Raw genomic sequence first — 14,193 nt, 5'->3', positions numbered from 1 at the left:
GACTTGACCTCAAGAATGGTTGAGGTACGAGGCTCTGCGGCATGAACACAACCTTGACCGGCAAGCCCACCGCCGCCCTCACCGAGACCGGCCCCCTCCGCGTGACCCTCGTCGTGGGCAGTAACCGCCACGGCCGCTTCGGCCCTGTCGTGGCCGACTGGCTCCTCGGCCGTCTCCGGGACCGGGACGACATCGTCGCCGACGTCGTGGACGTCGCGGACGCCGAGCTGCCGACCTCCTTCGAACCGACCCCGGAGGCGACCGCCGCGCTGTCCGGCATCACCCCGAAGCTGGCCGGCGCGGACGCCTTCGTGGTCCTGACGCCCGAGTACAACCACTCCTTCCCGGCGGGCCTGAAGAACCTCGTCGACTGGCACTACGGCGAGTGGCGGGCCAAACCCGTCGCCCTCGTCTCCTACGGTGGGCTCGCCGGTGGCCTGCGCGCCGCCGAGCACCTCCGGCAGGTCTTCGCCGAGCTCCACGCCGTGACGGTCCGCGACACGGTCTCCTTCCACAACGCGGGCGCGTCCTTCGACGACGAGGGCGCCCTGCGGGACCCGGCGGGCCCGGACGCGGCGGCCAAGACCATGCTGGACCAACTGGTCTGGTGGGGCGAGGCGTTGAGGGAGGCCAGGGAGAAGCGGCCGTACGGGGGCTGAGGCGCGGCAGCCGCCCTCCCGGAACGCCCCGGTCTCACCCCCGCGCCCGCCAGTCCCCGCCCGCGATCGGCCTCCCCCGGGCCCGCAGCCGCGCGGCGACGGCGGGCGCGGCGACGTACACCCAGGCCCGGACCGCCGCCCCGTCCGTCTCCCGTACGACCTTCCGCTCGACGCGCTCGTACAGGCTGCGCGGGTCGCCCGGCACGTACTCCTCCAGCCGGTCGAGCTCGGCGAGCAGCTCGGCGTACCCCTCGGGCGGCGCGGTCACCAGGTCCCCGCTCACCTCGCCGTCGCCCGGCTCCTCGACCGCGTAGGGGTAGCCCGGCCCCTCGTACAGCACCGCCCCGACGAGCCGCCCCGGCTCCGCGGAGCGGATGCGGCCGCGCAGGAAGAGGTCGTGGTTGACCTCGCCGGGACGGAGGGTGCCGTAGACGAAGAAGGGGAGGGTCACAGGAACGATTCTCCACCCTCACACACCTGCACAGCGGGCCTATGGACATGACATGTCCGGGCCGCATTAACTCGCGGTCAACATCAGCGCCGCACCCGGTCGACCCCACGCGACCGGGTGTGCCCGTATGAGGAGACCGATGAGTCGGATACGTCATGTCCGCGGTTCCCGTCTCGCCACCGCCGGTGTGGCCGTCACCGGCACCGCCGCCCTGCTGGCCGCCGTGCTCTCCCCGACCGCCGGCGCGGTCGACGGACCGACCAGGTCGAGCGTGATCGAGGACGCGGAGACGGTGCTCGCGGACCGGGCCGGGGCTCTCGGCCTCTCCTCGGCCCAGGAGACGAAGGTCCGGGACGTCGTCATCGACGAGGACGGCACCCGGCACGTCCGCTACGACCGCACCTACCGGGGACTCCCGGTCCTCGGCGGCGACTTCGTCCTCCACCTGAACCCGGACGGCACGTACCGGAGTACCAGCCGGGCGACGAAGTCCGAACTCTCCCTCGCCACCGTCACACCGAAGGTGACCGCCCCGAAGGCCGCCGACCTCGCGGCCGGACTGCTGCGCGCCGCGCACCTCGGCGAGACCCTGAAGAAGCTGAGCGCCAAGCCCCGGCTGGTCGTCGACGCCCTGCACGGCGCCCCCAAGCTGGCCTGGCAGACCGACGCGGTGGCGCACGACGGGCTCGGCAACCCGGTCGGGCGCACGGTGCTGACCGACGCGACGACCGGCGACCGAATAGACACCTGGGACACGATGGAATCGGCCTCGGGCGACGGCAAGTCCCTCTACGGGGGCACGGTTCCGCTGGAGACGACGCAGTCCGGGGCGTCGTACCAGCTGAAGGACGCGACGCGCGGTGGCACCTACACGGGCGACGCGGCGAACCAGACGGACAAGTGCCTGCTGACGGTCTGCCTGACCCGCGCCCCCGCGACGGTCTTCACCGACCCCGACAACCAGTGGGGCTCGGGCGAGGCCTCCGACCGCACCACGGTGGCGGTGGACGCCCAGTACGGCACGGACGTCACCTGGGACTACTACAAGAAGGTCCACGACCGGAACGGCATCGCCGGCGACGGCAAGGGCTCCTTCAACCGCGTCCACTACGGCAAGGACTACAACAACGCCTTCTGGGACGACAACTGCTTCTGCATGACGTACGGCGACGGCGACGGCAAGCAGCTCGGGCCGCTGGTGTCGCTGGACGTGGCCGGGCACGAGATGTCCCACGGTGTGACGTCGAAGACGGCGGCGCTGCGGTACTCGGGCGAGTCCGGCGGCCTGAACGAGGCCACGTCGGACATCTTCGGCACGCTGGTCGAGTTCTACGCCGACAACGCGGAGGACCGGGGCGACTGGCGCATCGGCGAGAAGATCGTCCGCTCCGGCCTCGGCCGGGAGGCGCTGCGCTTCATGGACAAGCCGTCGAGGGACGGCAAGTCCGCCGACTGCTGGAGCGAGAAGCTCGGCGACCTCGACGTGCACTACTCCTCCGGCGTCGGCAACCACTTCGCCTACCTGCTCGCGGAGGGCAGCGGCGCGAAGACGATCAACGGCGTCAGCCACGACTCGCCGACCTGCGACGGCTCCACGGTCCAGGGCATCGGCCGGGCCAAGCTCGGCAAGATCTGGTACCGCGCCCTGACGGTCTACATGACGTCCTCCACCAACTACGCGGGCGCGCGTACGGCCACCCTGAACGCGGCCAAGGACCTCTACGGCGGCGACAGTGCGGAGCAGAAGGCGGTGGCCGCGGCCTGGAGCGCGGTCGACGTCGGCTGAGCCGGTCGGCACTTCATCGGGCGGGTCCGCGTCACGGGGCGCGGGCCCCCACGCCGTGCGCGCTACTCCCAGGCCACGACGTTGCGCCGCACCGGCACGGACGCGGAACCGGTGGAGCGGCGCCCCGGCGTGGACGCGGCGACAGCGTTCCGGATCCTCGCCCGCCCCGCCGACCTGGTCTTCGTGGGCGCGACGAGGCCGAGGCCCTCCGGGGCACGGCCCACCCCGACGACATCGCCGAGCTGCTCGCCCCGGCACCACTCGTCGTCGTCAAGGACGCGGAGCACGGCGCGACCTCGTACACGGCGGGCGGGGTCACCTTCGTCCCCGCCCTCACGGTCGAGGTGGTCGAACCGGTCGGCGCAGGCGAAGCCTTCGCCGCCGGGTACCTCTCCGGCGGCCTGCGAGACCTCGATTCCGCGGCAATGACTGCGCCTCGGCCACCTGACGGCGGCGGCCGCCCTGCGCAGCCGGGACGACATGCCTGACCTGGCCGACGCACTCGGCGCCAGAGTCCGTTTCTCCAAAAGCTGTTGACACTGCAATTTGTGAAGATGAAACCGGACTGTGCGTACTCGCCCACGAGTTGTAGAAGGCGACCTGGTGGCGCTTACTGGAAATGTGCCGTTGTAGCCTGCGCGCACCACACCGTGACCACCTTGTCTGGGGGTGTCCATCGTGATGCGGAACGCGCGAAGGCGCGCATGGACAGAAACCATCGCCGCTGCGATCAGTGGAATTCTCTTCGTCGTCACCCTCGTCTGGCGCGACTGGATCGAGCGGGTCTTCGGTGTGGAGCCGGACATGGGCAGCGGTGCGCTGGAGTGGGTGATCGTCGCTGTCGCGTTCTGCGCCACGGTCGGTTTCTCGCTACTCGCGCGCAGCGAGTGGCGAAAGGTCAAAGAGGCCCGCCCCGGGTGAGGCGAGCACGGCTCGCCGTCGGAAATCAACACCATGCGGTTCTCCAAAGGGTGTTTGGACATGGACGCTAACGCCACGACTACGCTCGAAGTACTGCCGCCGGACTGTCTGCAAGGAACGAGGGTCGATGTCCGGGGGGAAGGGTGGCGCGGGTGGAGTGTGAGTCTCACCGTCGACGGGCGTCCAGCCCATGTGGAGCGCGTGCCACTGGGCCTGACGGGACCCGGGGGAATCCTGCCGGACGGCTCCGGGACCTTTGTCGTTCAGGTTTCAACCATGCAGCTGCCGCCCGGGGAGCACATCTTCACGGCCTCGTCCTCGTCCAAGGACGGCCCCGTCGTCGCGCACCGCACTCTCGTCCTGCGCGAGCGACCCGACGCGCCGCCTCCTGATCCCCACGACACTCCGGCGGACCTGCCCGGAGGGCAGGAGGCCGGAGAGTTCGAAGATCCCTTCGCACGGGACCGCTACCACTTCGAGCGGCGCTTCGGCCACATAGGGCACGTCCCGCTGGGGGCCCGCGCGAGGCAGATCGAAGACATACGCTCGTTGCGAGCAAGCCGGGACGTGCTGGCGACGCAGCCGACCACGAGCCAGGAGGACACGGGCACGTTCGACCGGTCAGCACCGGTGCCCGGAGGGGCGAACTGGACGCCGGTGGGTCCCGGCCCGGTCCTGTGGGCGGACGACGCGAACGCCGGCCGGACTCTTGCCATCGCGATCGATCCGCTGGACGGGAACACGGTGTACGTGGGCACGGCCGGGGGCGGGCTGTGGAAGAGCACCGACCGGGGTCTGACATGGTCGCCGAAGACCGATTACCAACGAAGTCTGGCCATCGGCACCGTGGCCATCGACCCCGGAAACCGAAATCACATCATCGCCGGGACAGGTGAGTACAACAACATCTACGGCGGCACCTATTACGGCAACGGCGTCCTGCGGTCGCGGGACGGCGGCACGACCTGGACGGAGCTCGGAACCACCGTCTTCGAACGGGACGAGATCTCCCGGATCCTTTTCGATCCCACGGACACCAGCGGACAGCGCCAGTTCCTCTCCTCCAGCATTGGCGTGTACGAAAGCACCGACGATGGGATGAACTGGCTGTCGTTGAGGCCCGGGGACGCCAGCGACCTGGTGGTCATCCCACTGGACGCGTCTGGCGGCGTGAAACTCGTCGCAGCGTTCAAGGGCTTCGGCCTGTGGACGAGTACCCGCACATCAGGCAGTTGGTCGGCCTGGGCCCGCATCACCGCGTCCGCCCTGCCGGCCGTGCACGACCGCGTGGAGCTGTCCCAGCGTCGGAACAACCCCTCAACGATCATCGCGGTGTTCGGATCGAACGGCAATCTCGCAGGCCTGGCCCGGACGACGGACGGCGGAACCACATGGTCGGCCATACCCGTCCGCCTCAATGTCACAGCCTGGTACAACTCCGATCTGCCGGGCCCGGGCCACTTCCACTCGGTGCTCGTACCGGGTGCGGATCTGATCGCTACGGCGGCCCCCCGTACCTACACGACCGCACAGGGCGGAGGACCCGGAGCGCCCGTCCACACGCACACGGTCTCACTCACCGCACAGCAGATCGCGACCATGGCAGCCGGAGGAGGTGTCGTGGTCGACAGCAACGCCGACGCCACAGGCCACACGCACACCTTCCGGTTCAACGTCTGCCGCCAGACAGGCTACGACCTTCATGTCGCCATTCACCCGACCAACCCCAACATCCTCTTCCTAGGTGAAGTCAACCTGTACCGCAGCCTCACGGGCGGCGGCACCTTCAACCCCGTCCCCGGTATCCACTCGGACCACCACGCATTCGCCTTCGATCCGGCCTCCGCCGCCACCTGCTGGGACGTCAACGACGGCGGCGTCTATGTGTCAACGAGCACCGGATTGACATGGACGTCGCGCAACCGGCACCTGGCCACCCTGCAGTACATCTCCATCGCCCAGCACTCGACCTGGGACAACGTGATGCTGGGCGGCACGCAGGACAACGGCACGCAGCGCTACGAGGGCCTGCCCGCCTGGAGAGCGGTCGACGGCAGCGACGGCGGGTTCACGGCGATCGACCCGCAGAACCCCACCCGCATGTACCACCAGTACTTCTTCACCTACATCCTCCGTTCCGACGACGCCGGCAGGACCTGGTTGCTGAAGAACAAGGGGATCGACAGCGGCGCCGGGTTCTACTCGCCCTTCGCCTTCGACCCGGGCGACCCGAACATCTGTTACTTCGGCGGCAGGGAACTCTGGCGCAGCACCGACAACGCCGACAACTGGTCGGCCGTCACCTCCGGTATCCAAACGGCGATCACCGCCATAGCGGTGCACTCCGACAACAGGACGATCTACGTCGGAACCAATACCGGCAGGGTCTACCGGCTGCTGCGCACCGGCGCCACGTGGAACCCGGCGGACGTCACCCGCACCGACGTGACCGCGCCCATGCCCTCGAGTTCCATCTCCGACCTCGCCGTGGACAACACCGGAACGGTCTGGGCCACGCTGGGCTCCGTCCTCCAGAGCGAAGGCGGAGGGGAGTTCACCAACGACCACGTCTGGCGACTGGGGCCGAACGACGCCCAGTGGACGCCGCGTTCCAACGGACTGGCCCAGGCCAACCCCGTCAACACCATCGTCATCGATTCGAACAACAACAACCGGCTCTTCTGCGGCGCCGACGTCGGAGTGTTCCGCACCGAGAACGCGGGCCAGAACTGGTACCCCTGGGATCAGGGCCTCCCCAACGTCCCCGTCTTCCACCTCGCGGTACACGGCCCGCGCAGACTCCTGCGAGCCGCGACGCACGGACGCAGTGTGTGGGAACGGCCGATCGATGTGACCACGGCCCCCATGGCCGACCTGTACCTGCGCGACAACATGCTCGACTCCGGCCGGGGCTATCCCTCACCGACCGGTGTGCCTGACCCGTTCGACCCCGCGGGCTCGAACCGGCTGTGGTGGTGGCAGAGCCCGGACATCCTCGTCGACGCCCCCCAGCCGGACTATCAGACCGCGTCGCCGGTCTCCGACTACGTCGCGCTGAGCCGCCTCCAGCACCGCAGCATCCAGCGCGGTCGCATCAATCGCGTCTACGTGCAGGTACACAACCGCGGAGCCGCCGCGGCGACCAACGTCCAGGTGCGCGCCTTCATCGCTGATGCCTCAGCAGGCCTTCCCGCGTTGCCGGCGGATTTCTGGACGAACGGCAAGCCCTTCACCGGCGACCCGACGGCCACCTCCTGGAGCCCGGTCGGGCCCACCCGCACCATTGGCCAGCTGAAGCCGGCGGAGCCGAGCGTGATCGCCTGGGATTACAACGCTCCCCTCTCGGCGTCCGAGCATTCATGCATCCTGGCGGTGACGACGTGCGCGCAGGACCCGCTGAACGGCGCCGGCATCCTCGATGTCAGCACGCTGGTGCCCAACCGGAAGCACGTCACACTCAAGAACCTCCAGGTCGTCGGCGTCACCGAGGGGGCGCCCACCCCGGACGACGCATTCGTCCTACTCCTCAACAACCCCGCCTACACCGACCGTCAGTTCACCCTCGTCGTGCACTGGGCCGGACTGCCGGAGGGCACCAGGCTGTTCACCGTGTTCGAGGAGGAGGAGAACGGCCAGGGACCTCGGCCGGGAGAGGGCGTCAGGCCGATCGATGACGGACCCCAGGTACTCCCCGCCCGGTTCACCGACCGCCGGGGCCAGGTACGGAACTTCGACTTCCGCCACGCCTACGAGTTGTTCGCAGCGGACGACCACCAGAACCGGCTGTCCGACGTGCGCATTCCGCTCCACCACTCGCGAGCCGTAGCCCTCAATGTACAAGTCCCCGAGGGGATGGACGAGAGCGGCCAGGGGCAACTGCACATCGTCCAGCAGGAGGGGGAACACATCGTGGGAGGCGCCGCCTACATCGTCCGTGCCGCAGACCACCACGCCGCCGGAGTCGGCTATGTGGGGGAGGACCGCGAGGCGGGCGACACGGTATGACGCCGGCGCTGTCGTCGGCGCCCGACAGCGCCGCTAGGACCGCACCGCCTCCAGCCGCACCGCGCACGCCTTGAACTCCGGCATTCGGGAGGTCGGGTCGAGCGCGGGGTTGGTGAGGGTGTTGGCGCGGCCCTCGCCCGGCCAGTGGAAGGCATGAAGACGGTGTTGGGTCGGATGCGGTCGTGATCCGTGCGGGCGCCACGGCCGGGCTCGCGGAGATCACGTCCACCGGTTCGCTCCTCGGGCGCCCCCGAGCCGGGCCGCCAGTCGCGGGTGCAGCTCCACGAACGGCCCGGGCGCGGCGGCGTTCAGCTCCGCCACTCGTCGCGTCTGCGCACCGGACTGGTACTGCGCCACGACCCGCCCGGTGGTCAGCAGCACGGGGTACTCGTCGTCCGGTTCCTCGGCGGTCGCGCGGTGCGAGACGGGCACGAACCGGGCCCGGCCGTCGGGCGTGGCGAAACGGTCGAGGAAGAGGCGCGGCGTACCGGGGTGAACGGGACGGCCGGGGCCCGTCGGGTCACCGGCGGCGTCCGGGCGGCTGGTCGTGCCGAGCTTGGTGGCGGGGTGGCTCGTGGGGTCGGTCGTGGTGGCGGGGTGGTACGTCGTGACGGCCGGGCGGTCCGGTGCGCTCTCTTGCGCGCCAGGGCCGCCACCCGCCGCGCACGCCGACCCGGCGGGTCCCCCCGCCGCCTCGGCTGGGGCCGCCTTCGTGCGGCCGGGCGCCGAGTCCGCCGACTCGGTCGCGAGGAAGGGCCGGCTCGTCGGCTCCTCCGTCTCCATCGTCGGACACGGCCAGAACACCCCGTCCTCCTCCGCCAGCCTCCCGTACGTGATCCCCGAGTAGTCCGCCGCCCCGCCCGCGCTCGCCCGGCGGAGTTCCTCGAAGACCTCCTCCGGGTCGGTCGGGAAGCCTTTCTCCACGCCGAGGCGGGCGGCCAGTTCGTGGAGGACCTCCAGGTCGGTGCGGACGCCGTCCGGCGGTGTGATGGCCCGGCGGCGGAGCAGCACCCTGCCCTCCAGGTTGGTCGTCGTGCCGGTCTCCTCGGCCCACTGGGTGACCGGCAGGACCACGTCCGCGAGCGCCGCCGTCTCCGACAGCACCACGTCACAGACGGCCAGGAAGTCCAGTGACCGGATGCGCTCCTCGACGTGCGCGGCACGCGGCGCCGACACCACCGGGTTGGACGCCATCAGCAGCAGGGACCTGATGTCCGTGCCGAGCGCGTCCAGCAGCTCGTACGCGCTGCGCCCCGGCCCGGGCAGCGAGTCCGGGTCCACGCCCCACACCTCGGCGACATGCCGCCGCGCCGCCGGATCGTCGAGCTTGCGGTACCCCGGCAACTGGTCGGCCTTCTGCCCGTGTTCGCGCCCACCCTGCCCGTTGCCCTGCCCGGTCAGGCAGCCGTACCCGGACAGCGGACGCCCCGCCCGGCCGGTGGCCAGGCACAGATTGATCCACGCGCCCACCGTGTCCGTGCCCTTGGACTGCTGTTCCGGCCCCCGGGCGGTGAGCACCATCGCCGACTCCGGCTCGCAGAACAGCCGCACGGTCTCCCGCAGCTCGGGAACGGACACCCCCGTGATCCGCTCCACGTGCTCCGGCCAGTGCGCCATCGCGGCGGCCCGGGCGTCCTCCCAGCCCACGGTCCGCTCCTGGACGTACTCCTCGTCCACCCGCCCCTCGGCGATCACCAGATGCAGCAGGCCCAGCGCCAGCGCGAGGTCCGTGCCCGGCCGGGGCGCCAGGTGCAGGTCCGCCTGCTCGGCGGTCTTCGTGCGGCGCGGGTCGATGACGATCAGCGTCCCGCCGTTCTCCTTCAGTTCGGTGAGGAATCGCAGGGACGGCGGCATGGTCTCCGCGAGGTTCGAGCCGACCAGGATCACGCAGCCCGTCTTCGGGACGTCCTCCAGCGGGAAGGGCAGCCCGCGGTCCAGGCCGAAGGCCTTGATACCGGCCGCCGCGGCCGACGACATGCAGAAACGGCCGTTGTAGTCGATCTGGGACGTGCCGAGCACGACCCGCGCGAACTTGCCGAGCGTGTACGCCTTCTCGTTCGTCAGACCGCCCCCGCCGAACACCCCGACCCCGTCCGGCCCGTACTCCTCGCGCGTACGGCGCAGCCCCGCGGCGATCCGGTCCAGCGCCTCGTCCCAGGAGGCGGGCACCAGCGCGTCACCGGAGCGCACCAACGGCGAGGTCAGGCGGACGTTCGAGGCCAGCACCGCCGGTGCCGTACGGCCCTTGCCGCACAGCGCGCCCCGGTTCACCGGGAAGTCCGCGCGCTCGCTCACCTCGACGGTCCCGTCCGGCGCGGGAGTCAGGTTCATCCCGCACTGCAGGGCGCAGTACGGGCAGTGCGTGGGCGTCGCGGTGGTCTGCATACCGTTCAGCGTGCTTCGGCCGTGTTACGCGCGGCACGGTTCCCTGTTACGCCGCCGGGACGCACACCTCCCCGCCGCCGACCCTCCGGCGTGAGGCACAGTCCCGCCCACCTTCAGGTCGTCGCCGACCTGCGCTCACGTTGCCCTTGTGACGAAAAACGCCACATGTGGCTCATTGCGTTCCTTTCTTGTCCGGTCCGACCTTGTTGAGTGTTGAAGCAGCAGCACTACGCTCTCGCTACGCGCAGCGCTCGCACGACTCCGCACGGCGTTCGACCACCGGGCATGCCCGCCGCTCACGGCTGCATCCACCGCGGCTCCACCGCTGTGGCAATCCGACACTCGAAACAGCCAGGAGGCCACCCGATCATGCCTCTGCGCCACTTGACCCCCCACGACCGGCACCTGTTCCGGCAGTACGGACGGGGCCCCACCGTCCCCGTCCCCGACCCGCTCCTGCACCACGCCGTCGCCCGGCACGCCCTGGCCGCCCCGCACGCCGTGGCCGCCGAACACCAGGGCGCGCACCTCACCTACGGCGAGCTCGACCGGTACGCCGACGCCCTCGCCGCCCGCCTGGTCCGCGAGGGCGTACGGCCCGGCGACCACGTCGGCCTGTTCGTCCGCCGCTCGCTGCCGATGCTCGTCGGCCTGCTCGGCATCCTGAAGGCCGGCGCCGCCTACGTCCCGCAGGACATCGGCCTCGCGCCCCCGGCCCAGCTCACCCACGTCATCCGCACCGCCCGGACCCGGGTCGTCCTCACGGTCGCCGAACACGCCCACCGCGTCCCGCTCCCGGACGGCCACCTCCTGATCCCGCTCGACGAGCCGCAGCCGCAGCCGCAGCCGCAGCCGCAGCCGTACGCCCCGGCCCCGCGCCCGCGCGTCACCGGCGACGACGGGGCCTACGTCCTGTTCACCTCCGGCACCACCGGCCGCCCCAACGGCGTGAAGGTCACCCACCGCAACGTCGCCAACCTGCTGCTCACCGAGCCGGGCGGCCTGGGCGTCCGCCCCGGCGACCGGGTCGCCCAGCTCCTCAACATCGCCTTCGACATGGCGGCCTGGGAGATCCTCGGCTGCCTCACCCACGGCGGGACCCTCGTCATCCGGGGCAAGGACATCGCGGCGGCGGCCCGCACCGCCGACGTGCTGATCGCCACCCCGACCGTGCTGTCCGGCCTCGACCCCGCCGCCTGCCCGCGCGTGCGCACCGTCGCCGTAGCGGGGGAGCCCTGCCCGCGCCCCCTCGCCGACCGATGGGCCGGACAGGCCGCCTTCCACAACTGCTGCGGCCCCACGGAAACGACCATCGTCAACACGATGAGCCGCCACGACCCGACCGCCCCGCTGCTCACCATCGGCCGCCCGACCCCCAACAACACGGTCTACGTCCTCGACGCCGACCGCCGCCCCCTGCCCGTCGGCGAGACCGGCGAGATGTGGGCGGGCGGCGACTGCGTCTCCGCGGGCTACCTCGGCAACGACGCCCTCAACGCCGAGCGCTACGCCCCCGACCCGTTCCTCGGCGGCGGCCGCCGCATGTTCCGCACCCGGGACCTCGGCCGCTGGACCCCCGACGGCGAGCTGGAGCACCTCGGCCGCACCGACGACCAGGTCAAGGTGCGCGGCTTCCGCGTCGAGCTGGACTCCGTCTCCTCCGTCCTGGAGTCCTCCGCCGGCTGCACCCGCGCCGTCACCCTGAGGCGCGACGCCCGCACCCTGGTGTCCTTCGTCTGCCCGGCGGACGTCGACCCGGACGCGGCCCGCCGCGCGGTCGCGGACGTCCTGCCGTACTACTGCGTCCCCGACCAGGTTCTGCCGCTCGCCCTGCTCCCCGAGACCGACCGCGGCAAGGTCGACAAACAGGCGCTGCTGGGAATGGTCGAGGAGCGTGTGGCGGTGGCCCGATGACCACCTCGCCGCCGAGGGCGCACGCGGACGCGGCCGAACTCCCGCCGCTCCTCCCCGCCGCCCGCCGCCTGTGGAAGCACCCCCGCCTGATGCACTACAACCGCCTGGCGGCCCTGGTCCTCGCGGCCAACGCGGCCTTCCTCTGGGCCGGTTGGCCCCTGGCCACCCCCACCCTCGGGCACGCCGCCCTCGCCAACCTCGCCCTCGCCGTCCTCGTACGCCAGCAGTACGTCGTCAACCTCCTCTTCCGGATGGCGACTTCGGCCCCCACGCACTGGCCGCTGAAGGTCCGCTGGACGCTCGGGAAGGTGTACCACTTCGGCGGGCTGCACGTGGGCGGGGCACTGGCGGGAACGGCCTGGTTCCTGGCGCTGACGGCGACGACACCGGACGGCCCGCTCAGGGCCGTCGGCTGGGCCCTGCTGGCCCTCCTCGCGCTGATCATCGCCACCGCCCTGCCGCCCTTCCGCTCCCGGCACCACGACCACTTCGAGAGGATCCACCGCTTCGGGGGCTGGACGGCTCTGGCCCTGTTCTGGACGCACACGCTGCTCTCGTCGCCGGGCCCCCTGGAGGTCGGCGTGCTCGCGCTCTCACCTTCAGCGTGGCCCTGCCCTGGCTGCGGCTGGCCCCCACGTACGCCTCGAACGCCCGCCCCTCCTCCACGTCGTGCTGGCCGCTTCGACCACGGCGAGACGCCCTTCGCGGGCTCGTCCACCACGATCAGCCGCAGCCCGCTGAGGGAATGGCACTCGTTCGCCAACGTCCCGGCCCCCGGCGAGTCCGTGCTTCCGGCTCACCATCTCCCGGGCCGGTGACTGGACGGGCTCCTTCATCGACGACCTGCCCGACCGGGTGTGGGTGAAGGGCATCACCACGGCCGGCGTCGCCAACATCGAGATTCTGTTCCGGAAGGTGGTCTACGTGGCGACCGGCAGCGGCATCGGCCCCTGCCTGCCCCACCTGCTCGCCGCCGAGGTCCCCTCCCGCCTGGTCTGGGCGACCCGCGACCCGCGGGCCACCTACGGCGACGCGCTCATCGACGAGATCCTCGCCGTCCAGCCGCACGCCCTGGTCTGGGACACCTCCCTGCACGGCAAGCCCGACATGGTGCGGCTCGCCCACGACGCCTACCGCGACTTCGGCGCGGAGGCGGTGATCTGCATCTCCAACAAGCGGCTGACCTGGCAGGTGGTGCACGGCCTGGAGCGACGGGGGATTCCGGCGTACGGCGCGATCTGGGACTCGTGACGCCCCTTCCAGGGAGGAGACAAGGAGGAGAGATGAACCATTTGAAAGTCGAACGCGACGGCCGCGTGGTGACCGTCCGCCTGCACCGGCCGCACGTCCTCAACGCGCTCAGCGGTGAGCTGCTCACCGAACTCCTGGGTGTGCTGCGCCCGTTGGACGCGGATCCCGAGACCGGGTGCTTCGTCGTCACCGGCTCGGAGAAGGTGTTCGCGGCCGGCGCGGACATCAAGGAGATGGCGGGGAAGTCGGCCGTCGACATGATGGCCGAGGACTACTTCGCCCCCTGGGAGAAGTTCGCGGACCTCCGCACCCCGAAGATCGCCGCCGTCAACGGCCCCGCCCTGGGCGGCGGGTGCGAGCTGGCGATGATGTGCGACCTGGTCGTGGCGGGGGAGTCGGCGGTCTTCGGCCAGCCCGAGATCAGACTGGGCGTCATCCCCGGCATCGGCGGCACCCAGCGGCTGACCCGTCTCATCGGCCGGGCGAAGGCGCTCGACCTGATTCTCACCGGCCGCACCATGGACGCACGGGAGGCTGGAAGCTGCGGTCTCGTCTCCCGGGTGGTCCCGGACGACCGGGTCCTGCCCGAGGCCCTCGACGCGGCGGCGACGATCGCCGCGTACGGCCGTCCGGCGGTCAGGGCGGCCCGCGAGTGCGTCGACATGGCCCTGGAGACGGGCCTGCGGGACGGTATCCGCTTCGAACGGCGGGTGTTCCACGCCCTGTTCGCCACCGCCGACCAGAGGGAGGGGATGACGGCGTTCCTGGAGAAGCGCCCGCCGCGCTTCGACGGAAGCTGACAGCCGGTCACCGGAGAAGCT

General features: G+C 71.0%; 10 protein-coding genes and 1 pseudogene. 8 read left to right on the top strand and 3 right to left on the bottom strand.

Annotated features, from left to right (window positions below; translation table 11 throughout):
* The first annotated feature begins 41 nt into the window (after nucleotides 1–41).
* Complete coding sequence (locus SSQG_RS12240; protein ID WP_003990069.1) at nucleotides 42–659, top strand: NADPH-dependent FMN reductase; 618 nt, start codon at nucleotides 42–44, stop codon at nucleotides 657–659.
* A gap of 34 nt (nucleotides 660–693) precedes the next feature.
* On the opposite strand, the gene SSQG_RS12235 is transcribed toward SSQG_RS12240, so the two are convergent.
* Nucleotides 694–1,110 (bottom strand): gamma-glutamylcyclotransferase family protein, encoded by a 417-nt coding sequence (locus SSQG_RS12235; protein WP_003990068.1) that lies wholly within the window; start codon nucleotides 1,108–1,110, stop codon nucleotides 694–696.
* A 139-nt stretch (nucleotides 1,111–1,249) separates the two neighbouring features.
* Here SSQG_RS12235 and SSQG_RS12230 point away from each other — a divergent pair, with 139 nt between their 5' ends.
* Entirely contained in the window at nucleotides 1,250–2,896 is a 1,647-nt protein-coding gene (locus SSQG_RS12230) for a M4 family metallopeptidase (RefSeq protein WP_003990067.1), read from the top strand.
* 62 nt (nucleotides 2,897–2,958) lie between these two features.
* Here SSQG_RS12230 and SSQG_RS42150 read toward each other — a convergent pair whose 3' ends face one another.
* Entirely contained in the window at nucleotides 2,959–3,183 is a 225-nt protein-coding gene (locus SSQG_RS42150; RefSeq protein WP_208865636.1) for a hypothetical protein, read from the bottom strand.
* On the opposite strand from SSQG_RS42150, the gene SSQG_RS42145 reads away from it, so the two are divergent.
* The 3 genes from SSQG_RS42145 (at nucleotide 3,130) to SSQG_RS12215 (ending at nucleotide 7,822) form a co-directional block, all read left to right on the top strand.
* On the top strand, nucleotides 3,130–3,384 hold the full coding sequence (locus tag SSQG_RS42145; protein WP_244299483.1) for a PfkB family carbohydrate kinase: 255 nt from the start codon (nucleotides 3,130–3,132) through the stop codon (nucleotides 3,382–3,384). The two genes, SSQG_RS42150 and SSQG_RS42145, sit on opposite strands and share 54 nt — an antisense overlap.
* 181 nt (nucleotides 3,385–3,565) lie before the next feature.
* Nucleotides 3,566–3,817 (top strand): hypothetical protein, encoded by a 252-nt coding sequence (locus tag SSQG_RS12220; protein ID WP_003990066.1) that lies wholly within the window; start codon nucleotides 3,566–3,568, stop codon nucleotides 3,815–3,817.
* A gap of 159 nt (nucleotides 3,818–3,976) precedes the next feature.
* Entirely contained in the window at nucleotides 3,977–7,822 is a 3,846-nt protein-coding gene (locus SSQG_RS12215; RefSeq protein ID WP_158681029.1) for a glycosyl hydrolase, read from the top strand.
* Between the two features lie 219 nt (nucleotides 7,823–8,041).
* Here the strand turns inward: SSQG_RS12215 and SSQG_RS12210 are convergent, their stop codons facing one another.
* Nucleotides 8,042–10,207, bottom strand: coding sequence for a molybdopterin oxidoreductase family protein (locus SSQG_RS12210; RefSeq protein ID WP_003990064.1), 2,166 nt, complete (start codon nucleotides 10,205–10,207; stop codon nucleotides 8,042–8,044).
* A 369-nt stretch (nucleotides 10,208–10,576) separates the two neighbouring features.
* Here SSQG_RS12210 and SSQG_RS12205 point away from each other — a divergent pair, with 369 nt between their 5' ends.
* The 3 genes and pseudogenes from SSQG_RS12205 (at nucleotide 10,577) to SSQG_RS12195 (ending at nucleotide 14,172) form a co-directional block, all read left to right on the top strand.
* Nucleotides 10,577–12,121 carry an amino acid adenylation domain-containing protein gene (locus SSQG_RS12205; RefSeq protein ID WP_003990063.1) on the top strand — a complete coding sequence of 515 codons (1,545 nt, stop codon included), beginning with the start codon at nucleotides 10,577–10,579 and terminating at the stop codon, nucleotides 12,119–12,121.
* Nucleotides 12,118–13,372: pseudogene (locus SSQG_RS12200) on the top strand (hypothetical protein). Before SSQG_RS12205 ends, SSQG_RS12200 begins: the two are co-directional and overlap by 4 nt.
* 32 nt (nucleotides 13,373–13,404) lie before the next feature.
* Nucleotides 13,405–14,172, top strand: a complete 768-nt coding sequence (locus SSQG_RS12195; RefSeq protein WP_003990062.1) for an enoyl-CoA hydratase-related protein — start codon at nucleotides 13,405–13,407, stop codon at nucleotides 14,170–14,172.
* Nucleotides 14,173–14,193 lie beyond the last annotated feature (21 nt).

Origin of the sequence: Streptomyces viridochromogenes DSM 40736, assembly GCF_000158955.1 — a bacterium.
Classification (GTDB): domain Bacteria; phylum Actinomycetota; class Actinomycetes; order Streptomycetales; family Streptomycetaceae; genus Streptomyces; species Streptomyces venetus.
Note: the sequence above shows the minus strand (reverse complement) of the source record. Positions and strands in the feature narration are given on the sequence as shown.

Coding starts and splice junctions, on each gene's coding strand:
- SSQG_RS12240 (WP_003990069.1), top strand. CDS start 42: ATGAACACAACCTTGACCGGCAAGCCCACCGCCGCCCTCACCGAGACC.
- SSQG_RS12230 (WP_003990067.1), top strand. CDS start 1,250: ATGAGTCGGATACGTCATGTCCGCGGTTCCCGTCTCGCCACCGCCGGT.
- SSQG_RS12210 (WP_003990064.1), bottom strand. CDS start 10,207: ATGCAGACCACCGCGACGCCCACGCACTGCCCGTACTGCGCCCTGCAG.
- SSQG_RS12205 (WP_003990063.1), top strand. CDS start 10,577: ATGCCTCTGCGCCACTTGACCCCCCACGACCGGCACCTGTTCCGGCAG.
- SSQG_RS12195 (WP_003990062.1), top strand. CDS start 13,405: ATGAACCATTTGAAAGTCGAACGCGACGGCCGCGTGGTGACCGTCCGC.